The 20,650-nt window shown below is 64.0% G+C and carries 20 protein-coding genes; 18 read left to right on the top strand and 2 right to left on the bottom strand.

Features of this window, described 5'->3' with window-relative positions; genetic code table 11:
- Nucleotides 1–93 precede the first annotated feature (93 nt).
- The 17 genes from secG to QF118_RS15920 all read left to right on the top strand — a co-directional run bounded on the left by secG (nt 94) and on the right by QF118_RS15920 (nt 16,874).
- A complete protein-coding gene (gene secG / locus QF118_RS15840) occupies nt 94–465 on the top strand; it encodes a preprotein translocase subunit SecG (protein ID WP_282300019.1) in 372 nt (123 codons plus the stop codon).
- Nucleotides 466–625: 160 nt separating this feature from the next.
- Nucleotides 626–2,269 carry a CTP synthase gene (locus QF118_RS15845; RefSeq protein ID WP_282300020.1) on the top strand — a complete coding sequence of 548 codons (1,644 nt, stop codon included), beginning with the start codon at nt 626–628 and terminating at the stop codon, nt 2,267–2,269.
- Nucleotides 2,266–2,841 carry a hypothetical protein gene (locus QF118_RS15850; protein ID WP_282300021.1) on the top strand — a complete coding sequence of 192 codons (576 nt, stop codon included), beginning with the start codon at nt 2,266–2,268 and terminating at the stop codon, nt 2,839–2,841. The genes QF118_RS15845 and QF118_RS15850 overlap by 4 nt, the downstream gene beginning before the upstream one ends.
- Nucleotides 2,786–3,718: an IS5 family transposase gene (locus QF118_RS15855; protein ID WP_282299042.1), complete on the top strand. Its 933-nt coding sequence runs from the start codon at nt 2,786–2,788 to the stop codon at nt 3,716–3,718. The genes QF118_RS15850 and QF118_RS15855 overlap by 56 nt, the downstream gene beginning before the upstream one ends.
- Before the next feature lie 808 nt (nt 3,719–4,526).
- Nucleotides 4,527–5,303 (top strand): 23S rRNA (adenine(2030)-N(6))-methyltransferase RlmJ, encoded by a 777-nt coding sequence (locus tag QF118_RS15860; RefSeq protein ID WP_282300022.1) that lies wholly within the window; start codon nt 4,527–4,529, stop codon nt 5,301–5,303.
- Between the two features lie 78 nt (nt 5,304–5,381).
- Nucleotides 5,382–5,825, top strand: coding sequence for a tellurite resistance TerB family protein (locus QF118_RS15865; protein WP_282300023.1), 444 nt, complete (start codon nt 5,382–5,384; stop codon nt 5,823–5,825).
- A 56-nt stretch (nt 5,826–5,881) separates the two neighbouring features.
- The gene (locus tag QF118_RS15870) at nt 5,882–6,319 is read left to right on the top strand and encodes a tellurite resistance TerB family protein (protein ID WP_282300024.1); all 438 of its coding nucleotides are present in this window, start codon (nt 5,882–5,884) and stop codon (nt 6,317–6,319) included.
- Nucleotides 6,316–7,059 (top strand): phosphate/phosphite/phosphonate ABC transporter substrate-binding protein, encoded by a 744-nt coding sequence (locus QF118_RS15875; RefSeq protein WP_282300025.1) that lies wholly within the window; start codon nt 6,316–6,318, stop codon nt 7,057–7,059. Before QF118_RS15870 ends, QF118_RS15875 begins: the two co-directional genes overlap by 4 nt.
- A 96-nt stretch (nt 7,060–7,155) precedes the next feature.
- The gene (locus QF118_RS15880) at nt 7,156–7,929 is read left to right on the top strand and encodes an ABC transporter ATP-binding protein (protein WP_282300026.1); all 774 of its coding nucleotides are present in this window, start codon (nt 7,156–7,158) and stop codon (nt 7,927–7,929) included.
- A 127-nt stretch (nt 7,930–8,056) separates the two neighbouring features.
- Nucleotides 8,057–8,782, top strand: a complete 726-nt coding sequence (locus QF118_RS15885; RefSeq protein ID WP_282300027.1) for a transporter substrate-binding domain-containing protein — start codon at nt 8,057–8,059, stop codon at nt 8,780–8,782.
- Nucleotides 8,783–8,827: 45 nt separating this feature from the next.
- Nucleotides 8,828–9,709 carry an ABC transporter permease gene (locus QF118_RS15890; protein ID WP_282300028.1) on the top strand — a complete coding sequence of 294 codons (882 nt, stop codon included), beginning with the start codon at nt 8,828–8,830 and terminating at the stop codon, nt 9,707–9,709.
- Nucleotides 9,710–9,797: 88 nt separating this feature from the next.
- The gene (locus QF118_RS15895; protein WP_282300029.1) at nt 9,798–10,604 is read left to right on the top strand and encodes an ABC transporter permease; all 807 of its coding nucleotides are present in this window, start codon (nt 9,798–9,800) and stop codon (nt 10,602–10,604) included.
- Nucleotides 10,605–10,695: 91 nt separating this feature from the next.
- Complete coding sequence (locus QF118_RS15900) at nt 10,696–12,039, top strand: glutamine synthetase family protein (RefSeq protein ID WP_282300030.1); 1,344 nt, start codon at nt 10,696–10,698, stop codon at nt 12,037–12,039.
- 42 nt (nt 12,040–12,081) lie between these two features.
- Nucleotides 12,082–12,765: a type 1 glutamine amidotransferase gene (locus tag QF118_RS15905; protein ID WP_282300031.1), complete on the top strand. Its 684-nt coding sequence runs from the start codon at nt 12,082–12,084 to the stop codon at nt 12,763–12,765.
- On the top strand, nt 12,762–14,126 hold the full coding sequence (locus QF118_RS15910) for a glutamine synthetase family protein (RefSeq protein WP_282300032.1): 1,365 nt from the start codon (nt 12,762–12,764) through the stop codon (nt 14,124–14,126). Before QF118_RS15905 ends, QF118_RS15910 begins: the two co-directional genes overlap by 4 nt.
- A gap of 106 nt (nt 14,127–14,232) precedes the next feature.
- Complete coding sequence (locus QF118_RS15915; protein WP_282300033.1) at nt 14,233–15,534, top strand: NAD(P)/FAD-dependent oxidoreductase; 1,302 nt, start codon at nt 14,233–14,235, stop codon at nt 15,532–15,534.
- Between the two features lie 146 nt (nt 15,535–15,680).
- Nucleotides 15,681–16,874, top strand: a complete 1,194-nt coding sequence (locus QF118_RS15920; protein ID WP_282300034.1) for a DegT/DnrJ/EryC1/StrS family aminotransferase — start codon at nt 15,681–15,683, stop codon at nt 16,872–16,874.
- Nucleotides 16,875–16,957: 83 nt separating this feature from the next.
- Here QF118_RS15920 and phaR read toward each other — a convergent pair whose 3' ends face one another.
- A complete protein-coding gene (gene phaR / locus QF118_RS15925) occupies nt 16,958–17,509 on the bottom strand; it encodes a polyhydroxyalkanoate synthesis repressor PhaR (protein ID WP_282300035.1) in 552 nt (183 codons plus the stop codon).
- A gap of 104 nt (nt 17,510–17,613) precedes the next feature.
- Nucleotides 17,614–19,164 (bottom strand): exodeoxyribonuclease VII large subunit, encoded by a 1,551-nt coding sequence (xseA, locus tag QF118_RS15930; protein WP_282300036.1) that lies wholly within the window; start codon nt 19,162–19,164, stop codon nt 17,614–17,616.
- A 188-nt stretch (nt 19,165–19,352) separates the two neighbouring features.
- Between xseA and purD the strand changes: the two genes are divergently transcribed.
- Nucleotides 19,353–20,615 (top strand): phosphoribosylamine--glycine ligase, encoded by a 1,263-nt coding sequence (gene purD, locus QF118_RS15935; RefSeq protein WP_282300037.1) that lies wholly within the window; start codon nt 19,353–19,355, stop codon nt 20,613–20,615.
- Nucleotides 20,616–20,650 lie beyond the last annotated feature (35 nt).

A 20,650-nucleotide genomic window follows, 5' to 3' on the forward strand; every position in this document is an offset into this window, starting at 1 on the left:
CTGCCAAACCCGGCGTCAGGGGCGAAAGCCGGGTTGCACAGGCGACGCTTTGCGCCTACATACCCGCAAACCCGAACGATAGGCCCGCGCCCCATGGAAAACGTCATCCTCATTGTCCATCTTCTGCTGTCCCTCGGCCTGATCGGGGTTGTGCTGCTTCAGCGCTCCGAAGGCGGCGGCCTTGGCATGGGTGGCGGTGGCGGCGCCATGAGCCAGCGTTCCGCGGCAACCGCCATGGGCAAGGTGACCTGGATCCTCGCGATCGCCTTCATCATCACCTCGATTTCGCTGACCATCATCTCGGCGCGCAATGCCTCGGGCGCTTCGATCCTTGACCGGATCGGCGATGGCCCGGCCCCTGCGGCCGAAACCACCGACGCCCCGGCGCCGCTGGAAACCGACGGCCTTCTGCCGCCGCCCTCGGGCGCCGACACCGACGCCCCGCTGGTCCCGCGCGCGGACTAAGCCACACCAAACCTTGAACATTCCCCACGGACCGCAACAGCATCTTGCGGTCCGCTGGACAAACTCGTCCGAATCCTCTATTGGTCAAATCCCGTGATGCTGCTGTCCCTCGGGCCAGCGGGTGACCACCAATTGCACTCAGTTTCACGGGGCTCCGCACATGGCACGCTTTATCTTCATCACCGGCGGTGTTGTTTCTTCGCTTGGCAAGGGGCTTGCCTCGGCCGCCCTTGGCGCGCTGCTTCAGGCCCGCGGCTTTTCCGTACGCCTGCGCAAGCTGGACCCCTATCTGAACGTCGATCCCGGCACCATGTCGCCCTTTGAACACGGCGAGGTGTTCGTCACCGATGACGGCGCCGAAACCGACCTCGACCTTGGCCATTACGAACGCTTTACCGGCGTGCCCGCGCGCCAGACCGATTCCATCAGTTCCGGCCGCATCTATACCAACGTTCTGGAAAAGGAACGGCGCGGCGACTACCTGGGCAAGACGATCCAGGTGATCCCCCACGTCACCAATGAAATCAAGGACTTCATCAAGATCGGCGAAGACGAGGTCGATTTCATGCTGTGCGAGATCGGCGGCACTGTCGGCGATATCGAAGGCCTGCCCTTCTTCGAGGCGATCCGCCAGTTTTCCCAGGACAAGCCGCGCGGCCAGTGCATCTTCATGCACCTGACGCTGCTGCCCTACATCAAGGCCAGCGGAGAGCTGAAAACCAAGCCGACCCAGCACTCCGTCAAAGAGCTGCGCTCGATCGGTCTGGCCCCTGACATCCTTGTCTGCCGCTCCGAAGGGCCGATCCCCGAAAAGGAACGCGAAAAGCTGGCGCTGTTCTGCAACGTGCGCCCCGACGCCGTGATCGCCGCGCAGGACCTGTCCACGATCTACGACGCCCCGCTGGCCTATCACCGCGAAGGCATGGATCAGGCGGTTCTGGATGCCTTTGGCATCACCCCCGCCCCCAAACCCAACCTCGACAAATGGGAGGACGTCAGCGACCGCGTCCACAACCCCGAGGGCGAGGTCACCGTCGCCATCGTCGGCAAATATGTCCAGCTTGAAGACGCCTACAAATCCATCGCCGAGGCCCTGACCCACGGCGGCATGGCCAACCGCGTCAAGGTCAACGTCGAATGGGTCGACGCCGAGATTTTCGAACGCGAGGACCCGGCCCCCCACCTTGAAAAATTCGACGCCATCCTGGTGCCCGGCGGCTTTGGCGAACGCGGCACTGAGGGCAAGATCAAGGCCGCGCAATACGCCCGCGAACACAAGATCCCCTACCTTGGCATCTGCCTTGGCATGCAGATGGCCGTGATCGAAGCCGCCCGCAACGTCGCCGGCATGGCCAAGGCGGGGTCCGAGGAATTCGACCACGAAGCCGGGGAAAAGCGTTTCGAGCCCGTGGTTTACCACCTCAAGGAATGGGTGCAGGGCAACGAAAAAGTGTCGCGCAAGGTCACCGACGCCAAGGGCGGCACCATGCGCCTGGGCAGCTATGACGCGGTGCTCACGCCCGGATCGAAGGTGGCCGAGGTCTATGGCACCTGCGCCATCGACGAACGCCACCGCCACCGCTACGAGGTCGACATCAAGTACCGCAAGGCGCTGGAAGAGGCCGGCATGCGTTTCTCCGGCATGTCGCCCGATGGCTCCCTGCCCGAAATCGTCGAATGGCCCGACCACCCGTGGTTCATCGGCGTGCAATTCCACCCGGAACTGAAATCAAAACCCTTCGCCCCCCACCCGCTGTTCCGCGACTTTGTCCGGGCGGCGAAAGAGGTGTCGCGGTTGGTGTGAATGATATTGCCCCTATCAGCTTAGCGATTGACACGAACTTTATCAGCAACGCTAGGAAACACCCCAATTCTCCATCGGCCCAATTGCTTGGGTCCGACAGAATTCAAGTTTTCACTTCGGCAACATGTTTTGCGGAAATCGGCAACGGCAAACCAGAAGGTGAGGAACAACTCCTCATTGATGTTGAAGCCGTAGTGCTCGGCCTGCCTACTGATTCCAATGCCATCCGCCCAGATAGCTGGAACGCGAACGAGGTACCTTTGAGCGAAAGCGGTAAGTACGCCGAAGATTTTTTAATCGATGTATTTAGAAAGGTCGCAGGTACAAAGTCGGATCTGGACTTGTCAAAAAGCCTTCTAAGGTCGGTTGAGCAAACGATGAAGCCGGTTGAAACTGACTTGCAAGAATTCGGACTTTACGGCCTGAGAGAACGGCTTTTTTTTGCTTCTGAAGGGCTCTGTTGCACAAATCGCGTGAGGGATTCATCTCGTGAATCCAGCGTGGTAGCTGGGATGCATGAGCAGACCCATACCCCCGACCTACAAGACCAGAAACTGGCCAGCCTACAATGAAGCGCTCAAGCGCCGGGGCTCGCTGACGATCTGGTTCGACCCTGAGATGATCTGGGATGCCGTGCCGACAGGCAGGCGTGGCCGCCAGCAGAGCTATAGCGACGCCGCCATACAGACGTGCCTCTCGATGAAAGTGCTGTTCGGCATGGCGCTCCGGCAGACGACCGGGTTCGTCGAGAGCCTGCTGCAGCTGGTCGGTCTGAACTGGACGGTGCCCGACTTCAGCACGCTATCTCGCCGCCAGAAGACCTTGGCCGTCAACATCCCATACCGCGGCTCCAAGGGGCCGTTGCACCTGTTGATAGACAGCACCGGGATCAAGGTCGAGGGCGAAGGCGAGTGGCACGCCCGCAAGCATGGCGGCCCTAAACGCCGCGTCTGGCGCAAGATCCACTTGGGGATTGATGAGGAAACGCTGGAGGTTCGGGCCGTCGAAATCACCGGGAGCCACATCGGTGATGCGCCGATCCTACCCGACCTTCTCGACCAAATCCCGCAGGACCAGGAAATCGGTAGCGTCACGGCTGATGGCGCCTACGACACGCGCAAATGCCACGATGCGATTGCAGATCGCGGCGCCCATGCCGTCATCCCGCCCCGCAAAAACGCGAAGCCCTGGAAGACGATCACCGCCGGAGCCGTGGCGCGAAACGAGGCCTTGCGCGCGGCGAAATACCTGGGCCGCGCACTCTGGCGACGATGGAGCGGATACCACCGCCGAAGCCGCGTCGAGACAAAAATGCATTGTATGAAGTTGCTGGGCCAGCGGCTCATGGCGCGGGACTTCGACCGCCAGGTCGCGGAACTCCAGGTCCGCATTGCCGTCCTGAACGGCTACACCGCGCTCGGCATGCCCGTCACGGAAGTCGTAGGATAAGTCCGCCCGGGGAAAGGGGAAACTCGGCGTTCAGCCGATTTGTGCAACAGAGCCCTTCTGAAGACGCAGCGCGCAACATGCCATTGCAGTGGCGAGAAGCTGGATTTCTTGTCTCTGCCGAAGAAATGACTGCTGAGAAGATTGGCCCTCTATATTTGAACAACTTTGGGCCACCCAATATTGTGAAGAGCATTTTATCAAGCCTCAATACGGTAGCCCAATCCGAACTATCACAGTTCTTTCCACCGCACTGCATAGCGAGTTACGAAAGCCTCCGGGTAGCTGGCATGATTTTGGTCGTGTTAGGTTTCCAAAAAGATAAGAGAATACAAAAGGAGAGAGCACACTCAAGTCTGCAAGGTGGCGCCGCGCAATGGCGAGACATTGAACATATTGTTACGTGCTCCGGAACCAACTGTTTCGCGACTTTGGATGCAGGATGTGCAAAACTTGCGTTCGCGTTATACGAAATATTTGGCATAAGCACGGCTGTGTATCATTTGCGGGCAACAGAATTCCCATTTGGGGAGCTTCGCCAAGTCGGCCAAGACTACTGGCCCTAGTTTCCAATCACAACGACCGCCCAGGCAGACCCCGGCAAAGATCACCCGGTATCAGAACAGCAATCCCATGCGCCACCCCCTCGCGTCTTCATCAATCCTGCCAAACCGTTGATGAAATAATCGCGCCACCACGGATCATTTCCCGCCCCGCCCTGCAATCCGTACCAAACCGGGCGGGTTTCGTACCAAAGGCCCGTTCCAACACGCCCCTTGCGCGCCGCCCCCTCCCCCCGTAAGCAGCCCTCATGCTGTCCTATCAACACGCCTATCACGCCGGGAATCTGGCCGATGTTCACAAACACGCCCTGCTGGCCGAGGCGCTGGAATACCTGACCCGCAAGGACAAACCGCTGTCCTATATCGAAACCCACGCGGGGCGCGGCCTCTACGATCTGACCAGCGCCGAGGCGCTCAAGACAGGCGAGGCGGCGCAGGGAATTTCCCAAGTGCAGCACTGGTTTGCAAAGGACAGCCCCTATCTGCGCGCGCTGTCCAGGGTGCGCGCGGCGCATGGGGATGCCGCCTATCCCGGCTCGCCGCTGATTGCGCAGGCACTGCTGCGCGACACCGACAGGCTGCACCTGGCCGAACTGCACCCGCAGGAATACGCCGCCTTGAAAAAGGCGGCATGGGCGCGAAACACCAAGCGTTATCAACAGGATGGATTTGAGCTGGCGCAGGGCCTTTGCCCGCCGGAGCCGCGCCGCGGCCTGATGCTGATCGACCCCAGCTGGGAGATCAAGGACGACTACGCCCGGCTGCCAAAGTTCCTGGCCGATCTGACAAGGAAATGGAACGTCGGCGTCATCATGCTGTGGTATCCGATCCTGACCGATCCCCAGCACCGCCCGATGATCCGCGCCCTGCAGGCCGCCTACCCCGAGGCGCTGACCAGCGAGGTCCATTTTCCCCCCGCACGCGACGGCCACCGGATGGTCGGGTCGGGCATGTTCGTGATCAACCCGCCCTGGGGTCTGGACGAGACGGCCAAATCGCTCGCCAAACGCTTTGCGGCGCTCTAGGGTTGCTATTGCCCGCAAGGGATTGCCACGTCACACTGCATCAAAACGCGCAGGCCGACCGCGCAGGGAGAGAGCAGCATGCTGGAACGACTGAAACACTTCTTCACCCACCCGACCCCGGAAAAACAGCCGCTTCCGGAACCGGATGCGCGACTGGCGCTGGGAACGCTGCTGGTGCGGGTTGCCATGGCCGATGGCGCCTATCTGTTTGAAGAGGTTGAGGAAATCGACCACATCTTGGCGCGTGCCTACAATCTCAAACCGCTTGAGGCGGCCAAGATGCGGGCCGATTGCGAAAAGCTCGCTTTTCACATCGAGGATGACACCGACATGGCCCGGCGCATCCGCGAGGCGGTGGATTACGAACACCGCCGCGAAAAGGTGGCGGCGCTTTGGGCGGTGGTCATGGCCGACGGTGTGAATGACGAACGCGAACAGGCGCTGGTCGAACTGGTCGAACAGACCCTAGGCATCGACCGCGAGGATTCCGAGGCCGCCCGCGCCGCCGCCAGCATCCCCTGATCACGTTTTCCCGCATAGCGCTTTCCATTCTCAACAGGCGATCCTAGATACCTTGCATGTTCGGTGATTTCATCAGGCGCCTGACCGCGCCCCAACCCGTCCCATTGGATGACAGCGACGCCCGCCTTGCCCTGACCGCCCTGCTGGTCCGGGTGGCGCGCGCCGATGGCTCTTACGACGAAACCGAGGCGACGCGCATCGACCGCATCGTGCGCGCCCGCTATGGCCTGTCCCCCTTCGAGGCGACCAAGCTGCGCAACGAGGCCGAATCGCTCGAGGCCGAGGCCCCCGACACCGTCCGCTTTACCCGCGCCATCAAGGATGCCGTGCCCTTCGAGGACCGCCTTGGCGTGATCGAAGCGCTGTGGCAGGTGGTTCTGGCCGATGGCGTGCGCGAGGCCGAAGAAGACGCGCTGCTGCGGCTGGTATCGAACCTTTTGGGCATCAATGACCGCGACAGCGCCCTTGCCCGTCAAAGGGTGGAAAAGGCGTGATTGCCGCACTGCCGATGTACGACCGGCCCGAATGCCGGGCCGCGAATGATGCGCTTTGGGCACTGGTGCGCGCGCATCTGGGATACGGCCCGGACCAGCTGAACCGCACGGTCGGCCTCTGGGAGGGGTGGGAAGACCCCGACCTGGTCCTTGGCCAGACCTGCAACCTGCCCTACCGGCTACGGCTGAGCGGCAAGGTGCAGGTTGTCGGGCACCCCGACTACGACCTGCCGGGCTGTCCTGCGGGGTTTTACAACTCGGTCCTGGTGGCGCGCCGCGACGATGATCGCAGCCTGGCGCAGCTGCTGTCGGCGCGGGCCTTGATCAACCAGGATCACAGCCAGTCGGGCCATCTTGCGCTGTGGGATCACGCGCAGGCCATGGGGATCACGCCGAACATCACCGGGGAAAGCGGCGGGCAAGTGTTTTCCGCCGCGATGGTGGCCGATGGCGCGGCCGATATCGCCTGCATCGACGCCCACAGCTGGCGGCTGATCCAGCGCCACGACGACCACGCCGATACCCTGCGGGAAATCGACCGCACGGTGCCGACCCCGGCGACCCCCTATATCTGCGGCGCGGCGCAGGATGTGGACGCGGTGCGCGCCGGCCTGAGCCATGCAATCGCCGCCTTGCCCGCCCAACACCGCGCGGAGATCAACCTGAACGGGTTGGTGCAACTTCCGGCCCGCCTGATGCTGGACCTGCCGACCCCGGCGCATCTGTTGGCGACGGGCTGACGCCCCGTCAAAAAGGGGCATTTGCCGATTGCCATTGCCCGCCTTTTCGCGCCATCCTGTGCCGCAATTCAGCCAACAGCGAAAAGGCAGCGGCCCGTGACCGACATCCCCGTCATAGCAATCCGAAACCTGCACAAGGCCTATGGCAGTCTTGAGGTGCTCAAAGGGGTCGACATCACGGCGCACCAGGGCGAGGTCGTGTCGCTGATCGGGTCCTCAGGGTCAGGGAAATCCACGCTGTTGCGCTGCTGCAACCTGCTTGAAGACAGCCAGCAGGGCGCGATCGAATTCAAGGGCGAGCCGGTGAAATGGCACGGCAAGGGCCTTTCCCGCCGCCCCGCCGATGGCAAGCAGGTGCTGCGCATCCGAACCAACCTGTCGATGGTCTTTCAGCAATTCAACCTGTGGGCCCACATGACCATCTTGCAAAACGTCATGGAGGCGCCGGTGACGGTCCTGGGCCGCGACCGGGCCGAGGTCGAGGACGCGGCGCGGCGCTATCTGGACAAGGTCGGCATCGGCGACAAATGCGATGTCTTTCCGGCGCAGCTGTCGGGCGGCCAGCAGCAGCGCGCCGCCATCGCCCGCGCCCTGTGCATGGAGCCCGAGGCGCTGCTGTTCGACGAACCCACCAGCGCGCTGGACCCCGAGCTGGAACAAGAGGTGGTGCGCGTCATCAAGGCGCTGGCCGACGAAGGCCGCACCATGCTGATCGTCACCCATGACATGAAGCTGGCCGCCGATGTCAGCGATCACGTGGTGTTCCTGCACCAGGGCCTGATCGAGGAAGAAGGCCCCCCCGGCACCCTGTTCGGGCAACCCCGATCGGAACGGCTGCGCGGATTCCTGTCCGCCACGATGCACGTTTGATCAAATGCGCGGTTTGCAGGCGATATGACCCGACGCAACGCTTGTAATCGCGCGCAAATCGCTTAACGCTGGGGCATCAAACTTGCCCGTTCAAAGCGCAAGATACGATACTTTAGGGAGACTACCAATGAACAAGCTGATCCTGGGAACCGCCGTTCTGGCCCTGAGCGCCGGCGCGGCGCTGGCCGAAAGCCATTCCGTTGTGCGCCTGGGCACCGAGGGCGCCTACCCTCCGTACAACTTCATCAACGATGCCGGCGAAGTCGACGGCTTCGAGCGCGAGTTGGGCGATGAGCTGTGCACCCGCGCCGAGCTGACCTGCGAGTGGGTCACCAACGAATGGGATTCGATCATCCCCAACCTGGTGTCGGGCAACTATGACGTCATCATCGCCGGCATGAGCATCACCGCCGAGCGTGACGAGGTCATCGACTTTACCCAGAACTACACCCAGCCCGATCCCTCTGCCTACCTGGCGCTGGACGGGGCCGACGTGGACCTGACCGGCGGCGTGATCGCGGCGCAGGCCAGCACAATCCAGGCCTCTTACGTGGCCGAATCCGGCGCGACGCTGGTGGAATTCGCATCGCCCGACGAAACCGTCGCCGCCGTGCGCAACGGCGAGGCGGACGCAGTCCTGGCGGACAAGGCCTATCTGGCGCCGATCGCGGACGAAGCGGCGGACCTGTCCTTTGTCGGCGAAGACGTGCTGATCGGTGGTGGCATCGGCCTGGGCCTGCGCGAAAGCGACGGCGAGCTGAAGGCCAAGTTCGACGCAGCCATCCAGTCGATGAAGGATGACGGCAGCCTGAACGCCCTGATCGCCAAATGGGAAGTGGGCGCCCAGTTCTGAACCACGGGAGGGGCGGGGTAAAACCCCGCCCTGCTTTTTCGCGCCATGTTCGACTTTTGCACCGATCCCGCTGCCCTGTCCGGCCTGTCCTGGCTGTCGTGCTATCTGACGACCGGAAAACACCTGTCGATCTACTGGTCGGTGGGAACGGTATTGTTGTTGCTGGCGATCACGGCGCCTGTCGCGCTGTTGTTCGGGTTTGGCGGCGCCACGGCGGCGCGGGCGCATTTCGCGCCGCTTCGCTGGCTGGGGCGCGGCTATATCGCGCTGGTGCGCGGCGTTCCGGACATCGCCTTTTTCCTGTTCTTCGTGATTGCGCTGGACCAGGGCTTTGAATGGCTGCGCCACAAGGTCAAATGCCCCGACTGGGACCAGCCGGTCCGCCAGGGCAATGATTTCGTGGTCTGCGCCGAGGCAAAGCTGCCGCTGGGCAATGCCGCGCAATGGGTGCACGAAACCTATGGCTTTTTCCTGGCGGTCCTGACCTTTGCCATCGTCTTTGGCGCCTTTGCGGCCAACGTGCTGTATGGCGCCATGCGCGCGGTGCCGCGCGCCCAGATGGAAACCGCCGAGGCCTATGGCATGACCCCGCGCCAGTCGTTCTGGCGCATCCTGGTGCCGCAGATGTGGGTCTATGCCCTGCCCGGGCTGTCGAACCTGTGGATGGTGCTGATCAAGGCGACGCCGCTTTTGTTCCTGCTGGGGGTCGAGGATATCGTCTATTGGGCGCGCGAGCTGGGCGGCGCCAAGACCGCGCGGTTCACCGACTATCCGCACCCGGACTGGCGGATGTGGTATTTCCTGGCCTTGCTGGTGTTCTACCTGGGGTTCACGCGGGTGTCCGAGCTGGTGCTGGAGCGCATCATGAAGCGTCTGACACACGGCCAGGCGACGCTGGGCGGCGAAGCACAGAGGAAGGCGGCATGATGGCGATGGCGCACTGGGGGCTCTGCCCCCCGGCTCTGCGAGCCGCCCCCCGGGATATTTTCGGCACAAAGAAACCGGGAGCCGGGCAATGAGCTGCTGGGAGACGATTGCCGATTATGGCCTGCGATCCATTGGGATCGGAGAGCGGCTTTTGCCGCGCGAGAATTTTACCCTGTGTCAGCAGGTCACGCTGATCGGGTCGGGGATGATCTGGAACATCTATTTTGGCCTGCTGGCGCTGGTATCGGGGTTTTTCCTGGCCACGGCGGCCGCGCTTGGCAAGGCGTCGGACCGGTTGGTGCTGCGCAAGCTGAGCGAATGGTTCATCTTTGTGTTTCGTGGCAGCCCGCTGTTCATCCAGTTCTTCTTTGCCTATTTCCTGTTTCTCAGCCTCAAGGGGGTGTCGCCGATCTTTGACGTGTTCACCGCGGCCTGGCTGGGGGCCTTGATCGTGCTGTTCCTGAACACTGCCGCCTATAGCGGCGAGATTTTCTATGGCGCCTTGCAGTCGATCCCGCGCGGCGACCTGGAGGCGGCGGATGCCTATGGCTTTTCGGGCTGGGCCAAGTTTCGCAAGATCACCTGGCCGACCATGCTGCGGCTGGCCTGGCCGGCTTATACCAACGAGGCGATCTTTTTGTTCCATGCCACCACGCTGGTCTATTTCAGCGGCTTTCCGGCCTGGCGGCAGAAGGGCGACGCGCTGTATTACGCCAACTACTTTGCCGACAAGACCTTCAACCCCTTTGTGCCCTATCCGATCCTGGCCGGGTTCTTCATCTTGCTGACCCTGACGGTCATCGGCTTTTTCGGAGTGGTAAACCGCCGTCTCAATCGCCATCTTCCACAAGAGGCGCGCCGCCGGATCAAGCTGAGGCCCACCATCCTGCGCTGAGCTTTCACGTCGCTTGCCAGAACAGGCGCGCGGCGTTACTAATTTGATCAAATTACCCTGACCTTGACCCGATCACCTCGAGAGGCTTTCCATGTCCGCACCTTCCACCTGGTTGCGCAAAAACCCCGCAGTGCGGACCATCCGCGTTGCTGCCTGTGACCTGAACGGGGTGGCGCGCGGCAAGCGCATCCCGTCGCGCTATGCCGAAAAGGCTGTCGAGGGCGGAACGCGCTTTCCGATGTCGGCGCTGAACCTGGACATCTGGGGCGAGGATATCGACGACAGCCCGCTGGTCTTCGAAACCGGGGACCGCGACGGGGTCTTGCTGCCAACGGAACGCGGCTTTGTGCCGATGCCCTGGCTGGATGCGCCCACCGCGCTGCTGCCGATCTGGATGTTCCACGAGGACGGCCGCCCCTTCGAGGGGGATCCGCGCCATGCGCTGGCCCGCGTCGTCGACCGTTACAAGGCCCATGGCCTGACGCCGGTGGTCGCGGTCGAGCTGGAGTTCTTTCTGATCGACGACAGCACCCGGAACCTGCAGGTTCCGGTCGCGCCGCGATCGGGCAAGCGGCGCAAGGCGGCCGAGATCCTGTCGATCCGGGCGCTGGATGCCTTTGACGCCTTTTTCACCGACCTCTACGAGGCCTGCGAGGCGATGGACATCCCGGCCGATACCGCGATTTCCGAGGCCGGTCTGGGACAGTTCGAAATCAACCTGATGCACCAGTCCGACGCGCTGTGCGCCGCCGACGACGCCTGGTTGTTCAAGATGCTGGTCAAGGGGCTGGCGCGGCGCCACGGCTTTGCGGCCTCGTTCATGGCGAAACCCTATGACGATTACGCCGGCAGCGGCATGCATGCGCATTTCTCGGTGCTGGACGACAAGGGCAAGAACATCTTTGACGATGGCACCGAACGCGGCACCGATGCGCTGCTGCATGCGGTGGCCGGCTGCATGGACGCGCTGCACGACAGCACGCTGATCTTTGCGCCGCACCAGAATTCCTATGACCGGCTGGTGCCCGATGCCCATGCCCCGACCGGGATCTGCTGGGCTTATGAAAACCGCACCTCGGCGATCCGCATTCCTTCGGGCGCACCGGTGGCGCGGCGGATCGAGCACCGCGTGGCGGGCGGCGACGTGAACCCCTATCTGGCGGTGGCGGCCATGCTGGGTGCGGCCCTGAACGGCATCGAGGATGGCGTCATGCCGCCCGAACCGATCACCGGCAATTCCTATGCGCTGGACCTGCCGCAGATCCCGACGGACTGGGCCTCGGCCATCGCGGCCTTTGAAAACAGCAAGATCATGCCGCGCATCTTCCCCGAATACCTGATCCGCAACCTGCTTTTGACCAAGAAACAGGAACTTCGCTACATGGCCGAGCTTTCCGGCCCCGAACAGATTGAAGTCTATCTCGATACGGTGTGACCTGAACGGACACACCCACCTTTTCACGACCAACGGTGCCCCATGAAAATCGGTATCCTGCAAACCGGCCTGACCCCTGACACCCTTCTGGACAAGCACGGGACCTATCCCGACATGTTCGAACGCCTGCTGGCCGATCAGGGGTTCGACTTTGACCGCTGGTCGGTGGTCGATGGCGAATTCCCCGAAGGCCCCGAGGCGGCGGATGGCTGGCTGATCACCGGATCGCGCCACGGGGCCTATGAGGACCTGCCCTGGATTCCCCGCCTCGAAGAGCTGATCCGCCAGATCGTCGCGGCGGACCGGCCGCTGATCGGGGTCTGCTTTGGCCATCAGATCATGGCGCAGGCCCTGGGCGGCAAGGTCGAGAAATACAAGGGCGGCTGGGCGGTTGGCCCGCAGGTCTATGATTTCCCCGAAGGCCCCCGCACCATTCAGGCCTGGCACCAGGATCAGGTGACGCAACTGCCCGAAGGCGCCGAGGTCGTGGCTTCGAACGATTTTTGCCCCTACGCGGCGCTGGTCTATCCGGGCAAGGCCTATAGCCTGCAACCGCATCCCGAATACGGTGACGATTTCATCCAGGGCCTGATCGAGACGCGCGGGCGCGGTGTCGTGCCCGATGACCAGCTGGACGCCGCCATGGCCCGAATGGGCACGCCGCTGAACAGCGCCGATATCGCCCGCCAATTCGCGCGGTTCTTCCGCGAAAGGAGCCTGTCATGAGCGACGATCTATTGGAAAAACTGCCCAAGGCCGCGCAGGAATACCTTGAGGGGCGCCGCCTGGACGAAGTCGAATGCATCATCTCGGATTTCCCCGGCATTGCGCGGGGCAAGGCGGTGCCGGCCTCGAAATTCGAACGCCAGGCTTATTTCCACCTGCCCGATTCGATCTTTTTCCAGACCATCACCGGCGATTGGAGCGAGGAAGCCGCCGAGGACGTCGGGTTCCTGGAACGCGACATGATCCTGCGCCCCGACATGAGCACCGCCACCGCGGCGCCCTGGACCGGGGACTGGACGCTTCAGGTGATCCACGACGCCTTTGACCGCAAGGGCAAGCCGATCCCGTTTTCGCCGCGCAACGTGCTCAAACGCGTCGTGTCGCTGTACGAGGCGCAGGGCTGGAAACCGGTGGTCGCGCCGGAAATGGAGTTTTTCCTGGTGGCGCGCAACCTGGACCCGGCCAAGGAGATCGAGCCGATGATGGGCCGCTCGGGCCGCCCGGCGGCGGCGCGTCAGGCCTATTCGATGACGGCGGTGGACGAATTCGGGCCGGTCATCGACGACATCTATGATTTCGCCGAAGCGCAGGGCTTTGAGATCGACGGCATCACCCAGGAGGGCGGCGCGGGGCAGCTGGAAATCAACCTGCGGCACGGCGATCCGGTCAAGCTGGCGGACGAGGTGTTCTATTTCAAACGCCTGATCCGCGAGGCGGCGCTGCGCCACAACTGTTTTGCCACCTTCATGGCCAAACCCATCGCCGACGAACCCGGCAGCGCCATGCACATCCACCACTCGATCCTGGATATCGAGACCGGGCAGAACATCTTTGTCGGACCGCAGGGCGGGGAAACCGACGCCTTTTACCACTTTATCGGGGGGCTGCAGGAATACCTGCCGTCGGCCATCGCAGTGCTGGCGCCCTATGTGAATTCCTACCGGCGCTACGTCAAGGACCACGCCGCGCCGATCAACCTGGAATGGGGGCGCGACAACCGTACCACCGGGATCCGCATCCCGATTTCCGACCCCAACGCACGCCGGGTGGAAAACCGCCTGGCGGGGATGGACTGCAACCCCTACCTGGGAATCGCGGCTTCGCTGGCCTGCGGCTATCTGGGACTGATGGAGGAACGCCGCCCATCCAAGCAGTTGCGCGGCGATGCCTACGAGGGCGAGGGCGACATCCCGCAGGTGCTGGGCCAGGCGCTGGAGATGTTCGAAGAGGCCACCGCCCTGCACGAGGTGCTGGGGAAGGAATTCGCCAAGGTCTATATCGGGGTGAAGCGGTCGGAATACGAGGAATTTCTGCAGGTGATCAGCCCCTGGGAGCGTGAGCACCTGCTGATGAACGTCTAGGCCTGATGCCCACCCGGGCCGGTGCGGCTGGACCCGGGGTGTCGTTCCTGGGGCTCTGCCCCAGACCCCGGGATATTTCGGGCAACTGGAAGCGAAAGGCCCTGCCATGAACCTGCTTTACGCCAATGATCGCAAGGGAGAATACCCTGACAGCTGGTATGCCGCGACGGTCGATCCGCTGCCGCGGTTTGCGCCGCTTGCCGGGGCGACCAAGGCCGATGTCTGCGTGGTCGGTGCCGGTTATACCGGGTTGTCGGCCGCGCTGCACCTGGCCGAGGCGGGGCTGGACGTGGTTTTGCTGGAGGCGCACCGGGTCGGGTTTGGTGCCTCGGGGCGCAATGGCGGGCAGCTTGGGTCAGGGCAGCGGCTGGACCAGGTCAAGCTGGAAAAGCTGGTCGGGGTTGAACGCGCCCGGCAGTTCTGGGACCTGGGCGAGGATGCCAAGGCTCTGGTGCGCGGGCTGGTCGACCGCTACGGCATCGCGTGCCATCTGAAGGATGGCGTTGCCTGGGCGGCCTCGTCGGAGGCGTCGCGGCGCGAGCTGGATGACTATGCCGACCACATGTCGCGGCGCTATGGCTATGCGATGGAAACATTTGACGCCGAGGCGTTTCGCGGGCTTTGCCCGTCACCGGCCTATTGCGGCGGCATTCTGGACATGGGCGCCGCGCATCTGCATCCGCTGGCCCTGGCGATTGGCCTGGCGCGCGCGGCCGAGCAGGCCGGGGTCCGGATCCATGAACGTTCCGAGGTGCATGACATCCGCCAGGGCAGCCCGCTGCGCATCGCCACCGGCGGCGGCCATGTCGAGGCCGATCACCTGATCCTGGCCTGCAACGGCTATCTTGGCGGGCTGGACCGGCAGGTCGCGGCGCGGGTCATGCCGATAAACAACTTTGTCGTCGCCACCGAGCCGCTGGGCGCACGCACCGCCGAGGTTCTGCGCCGCGATGTGGCGGTGGCGGATGACCGGTTTGTGGTGAACTACTTCCGGCTCAGCCACGATGGGCGGCTGCTGTTTGGTGGCGGCGAAAGCTATGGCTATCGCTTTCCGCGCGATATCCGCGCGGTTGTCAGCAAACCCATGCTGGAGATCTACCCGCATCTGGCCGACGTCAAGCTGGACTATGCCTGGGGCGGCACCCTGGCCATCACCATGAAGCGCATGCCCTATCTGGCCCGCCTGGGCGACCGGGTTCTGAGCGCCTCGGGCTATTCCGGTCATGGTCTGGGCAATGCGGTCCAGGCCGGGCGCCTGATGGCCGAGGCCGTGCGCGGCCAGTCGGCGGGCTTTGATGCCTTTGCCGCCCTGCCCAGCCCGCGGTTTCCCGGCGGGGTCGGCATGCGCAGCCCGCTTCTGGCCCTGGCGATGAGCTGGTACGCGCTGCGCGACAAGCTGGGCCTTTAGGCGCCGTCGCTTTCCCAAATCCTTCCCAAAGACAGCTGACCGCAATCCGTCGCCCCCGGGCGGCGGAAAAGGCTTGGCCTACCCGCGCATTCAATTTACATTTCCGAAAACTTGAATTCGGAAAAGTGAAAACCATGACGCCAAACATGCATGACGCAGAACCGATCCCCGAAACCGCCCGCGCCGAGATTGACCGCTTGCTGCGCTCGGGGGACCTGTTCCGCTATACCGCACCGCAAGACGCGCCCGTGACCCTGCTGGAGCAGGAATTCGCCCGCGAGATGGGGGTGAAATACGCGCTTGCGGTGTCCAGCTGTTCGGCGGCGCTTTTCCTGTCGCTCAAGGCGCTGGACCTGCCGCGCGACGCGCGCGTGCTGATCCCCGGGTTCACCTTTGCCGCGGTGCCCTCGGCGGTGGTGCATGCCGATTGCGTGCCGGTGCTGTGCGAAGTGGCGCAGAATTACCGCATCGACATGGCCGATTTCGAAGCCCGGCTGGAGGACGTCAGCGCGGTGATCATCAGCCACATGCGCGGCCATACCTCGGACATGGACGCGATCATGGCGCTGTGCGACGCGCGCGGCATTCCCGTCATCGAGGACGCCGCGCATTCGCTGGGCACCACCTGGAACGGGCGCAAGATCGGGACGCTGGGGCGCATCGGCTGTTTCAGCTTTCAAAGCTACAAGCTGCTGAACGCGGGCGAAGGCGGCATCCTGATCACCGACGACGCCGAAATCGTTGCCCGCGCCGTGATCATGTCCGGCGCCTATGAACACATGTGGGCCAAACACCTGACCCCCGGCGACAATTCCGCCGCGCTGGAACAGGCCTTTGCGCGTTGGCAGAACAAGCTGCCGTTGTACAACCTGCGCCTTGGCAACCTGTCGGCGGCGATCATCCGGCCGCAGCTGGCCGAGATCCCGCGCCGCGTGCGCGATGGCCGTCGCAACCACGACCACGTCGCCCACTCCATCGCCCGCAGCCCCTGGATCGCCGTGCCGCCCAGCCTGCCCCCCGAAGAGCGCGCGCCGGACTCGCTTCAGTTCAATCTTGAAGGGATGAGCGACGCAGAGGTGCAGGCCTTTGTCCAGGCCGCCGCGGCCGAGGGCGTCAAGGTCCAGGTCTTTGGCATGACCACCGACAACGCGCGGGCCTTCTGGAACTGGCAGTTCATGCCCGAAATGCCGCAGCTGCCGCAGACCCGCGCCATGCTCATGCGGGCCTGTGATACCCGCCTGCCCGCCCGCCTGACCCTGCAGGACTGCGACTGGGTGGCCAGTGTGCTGACCCGCGCCGCCGAACAGGTCATGGGCCCGCTGCGCGCCTATGGCACCTGAGGCCCTGCACCGGCGGCAGAGCAACAAAAAAGGCGGGGACAACCCCGCCTTTATGTCTTGTTTTCACCCTGTCACCGGATCGGCTATTTGCCCATCTTCGACAGTTTTTCCTGAAGCTCGCCCAGCTGCTTCTTGATCGCGTCCAGGTCTTCTTCTTCCTTGGGCGCGGGTTCATCGCCCGGCGCGGGCCATTTGCCGCCGATCCCGCCGGTCATCGCCTTCAGGAACGCCTCTTGCTGGGCCTGCATGGCTTCGAAACCCGGCATCTTGGCCATCGGGTTGATCTGGTTGATGTTCTCGACCCATTTCGACTGGCTGTTCTGGAAAGCCTCGAACGAGGCGGCCAGGAATTGCGGCACCATGGTGCCGGCCTGGGTCGTGTAACTGCGCACCAGATCGGTCAGCACGTTGATCGGCAGGACGCTTTGGCCCTTGCTTTCGTTCTCGGCGACGATCTGCAGCAGGTACTGCCGCGTCAGGTCATCGCCGGATTTCAGATCGACGATCTGCACTTCGCGCCCATCCCGGATGAACCCCGAGATATCCTCGAGCGTCACGTAATCCGAGGTCTCCGTATTGTAGAGGCGCCTGCTTGCGTACCGTTTGATCAGCAGCGGCTTGTCCGTTTCGGCCATGGGCTCCCCCCTTCATGCAGCATTGCAGAAAAAGCTTATGCGAGCGCAGCAGAAAAGGGAAGCCTGTCCATTCGAGACATGAAGTCGCTTGCCGCCCTTGTGGCCTAGAACAGGCTGCCCTGCTCAGGTGGCTTGGGTTTTGCCTTGGCCGCCGGCTTGGGCGCGGCGCCGCCGCCGATCTTCAGCCTGCCATCGGCGAATTCGATTTCCAGCCCCGAGGCCGCCGCCGCCGCGGCTTTCGTGGTCAGAACATGCCCGTCGCCATGCACCACCGCATAGCCACGGCGCAGGGTTTCGCGGTAGCCCAGGGTCTCGCGCAGCCGGTCCACGGCTTCCAGCCTGCGGCGGGCCTCGGCCAATCGGCCGTTGTGGGCCTGCTCCATGCGCCGCGACAAGGCCGCCAGGCGGTCACCCTGCGCCGCGATCTCGCGCTGGATCGGACGCAGGCTCAGCCGGTCCATGCGCCGCGCCAGCGCCTCGCGCCGCACCTGCACCAGGCGCTGCAATCCCGGGGCCAGCCGCGCGCCGCGATCGGCGCTGCGGGCGCGCTCGGCGGCAATCGCACGCAGCAACACCACAGGCCGCAGACTGCCCGCCTGTTCGGACAGCTGCAGGCGCCGCCGGTCCACCAGCCGCGTCAGGGCGGCCGGCAGCCGGTCACCCATCACGTCCAGCCGCTGGCGCGGCCCTTCCAGAAGGTCCTCGGGGCGGGGCAAGGCGCGCGACAGATCGCGCAGCCGCTGGCCGCGCATGTCGATGCGCTGGCCCATGGCGCGGGTCATCCGCGCACCGGCCTCCCCGACCCAGGACAACAGTTCAAGCCGCACCGGCACCGCCATCTCGGCCGCCGCCGTCGGGGTCGGCGCCCGCCGGTCCGACGCGTAGTCGATCAGAGTGGTATCGGTCTCGTGGCCCACGGCGGAAATCAGCGGGATCTGGCTGGCAGCGGCCGCCCGAACGACGATATCCTCATTGAATCCCCACAGATCCTCGACCGATCCGCCCCCGCGCGCCACGATCAGCAGATCGGGCCGGGGCAAGGCGCCGCCCGGCGACAAACGGTTGAACCCTTCGATCGCCCGCGCCACCTCGGGGGCGCAGGCCTTGCCCTGAACCGCCACCGGCCAGATCAGCACCTTACGCGGAAACCGGTCGCGCAAGCGGTGCAGAATATCACGGATCACCGCCCCACTGGGCGACGTGACCACCCCGATCACATCGGGCAGATAGGGCAAGGCCCGCTTGCGCGCCGGATCGAACAGCCCTTCGGCCTGCATCTGCGCCTTGCGCTTTTCCAGCATCGCCATCAGCGCGCCCATGCCCGCCGGGCGCATGTCCTCGATGACGATCTGGTACTTGGACTGGCCGGGGAAGGTCGTCATGCGGCCGGTGGCCACCACCTCCATGCCTTCTTCTGGCTGGGTGTCCAGACGCGCCGCCACGCCTTTCCAGACGATCCCGGAAATCACCGACCGATCATCCTTGAGATCCAGGTAGATATGCCCCGACCGCGGCCTCGACACGCGCCCGACCTCGCCGCGCACCCGGACAAACCCGAATTCGCCCTCGATCATGCGCTTGACCGCGCCCGAAAGCTCGGACACCGAAAATTCCGGCGTATTGCCCGCCTCGCCGTCGTCGATCAGATCAGACATCCCCGCCCCCATGGTTCGCCCCTCTTTTAGCCCAAGCAAAAGCCACAAAAAACCCGCCCTGCGCTTCTTCTTGGCACAAATACTCCGGGGGAGCGCCGCAGGCGCGGGGGCAGAGCCCCAAACCCGCCTTCCCCTTGCCGCTCAGCCTGTCTAAAAGCACCCCAAAGCGGACAATCGGAGAGTGCCCCATGAACATCCTCATCCTCGGCAGCGGTGGCCGTGAACATGCCCTGGCCTGGGCGACCCTCCAGAACCCCAAATGCGACAAGCTGATCGTCGCCCCCGGCAACGCCGGCATCGCCCAGATCGCCGAATGCGCGGCGCTGGACATCAACGATGGCGGCGCCGTGTCGGAATTTGCCAGCGAGAACGCCATCGACCTGGTGATCATCGGCCCCGAGGCGCCGCTGGCCGCCGGTGTCGCCGACCGCCTGCGCGAGGCCGGCTTTCTGGTCTTTGGCCCCTCGGCCGAAGCCGCCCGGCTGGAAGCCTCGAAAAGCTTTACCAAGGAAATCTGCGACGCGGCCAAGGCCCCGACCGCCGCCTATGGTCATTTCACCGACGCCGAAACAGCCAAGGCCCATGTCCGCGCCACCGGCGCGCCCACCGTGGTCAAGGCCGACGGGCTGGCCGCGGGCAAGGGCGTGATCATCGCCGAAACCCTGGCCGAGGCCGAGGCGGCGATCGACGACATGTTCGGCGGCGCCTTTGGCGGTGCCGGCGCCGAAGTGGTGATCGAGGAATTCATGACCGGCGAAGAGGCGTCGTTCTTTGTGCTGGTCGACGGCGAAACCTGCCTGCCCATCGGCACCGCTCAGGACCACAAGCGCGTCGGCGAAGGCGACACCGGCCCGAACACCGGCGGCATGGGGGCCTATTCCCCTGCCCCGATCATGGACGCGGCCGTCACCCAAAAGGCGCTGGACCAGATCGTGCGCCCGACCATGGCCGAAATGGCGCGCCGGGGCACGCCCTACCAGGGGGTTCTGTACGTCGGGTTGATGATCGAAAACGGCCAGCCGCGCCTGGTCGAATACAACGCCCGCTTTGGCGATCCGGAATGCCAGGTGCTGATGATGCGACTGGGCGCCCAGGCGCTGGACCTGATGCAGGCCTGCGCCGAGGGCAAGCTGGCCGAGGCCCGGGTCAACTGGGCCGACGATCACGCCATGACCGTTGTCCTGGCCGCCAATGGCTATCCCGGGGACTATGATAAAGGCAGCGTGATCAGAGGGCTGGACGATATCCCCGAGGACAGCGCGCACATGATGTTCCACGCCGGCACCACCCTGAAGGACGGCCAGGTGACGGCCTCGGGCGGGCGGGTTCTGAACGCCACGGCGCGCGGCGCAACCCTGGCCGAGGCGCGCGCGCGGGCCTATGCGCTGGTGGATGCGGTGGATTGGCCCGAAGGGTTCTGCCGCCGCGACATCGGCTGGCGTGCCTTGTGATCGGATGAAAGGGAATGGGGGCTCTGCCCCCAAAC

This window comes from Tropicibacter oceani, assembly GCF_029958925.1.
Classification (GTDB): domain Bacteria; phylum Pseudomonadota; class Alphaproteobacteria; order Rhodobacterales; family Rhodobacteraceae; genus Pacificoceanicola; species Pacificoceanicola oceani.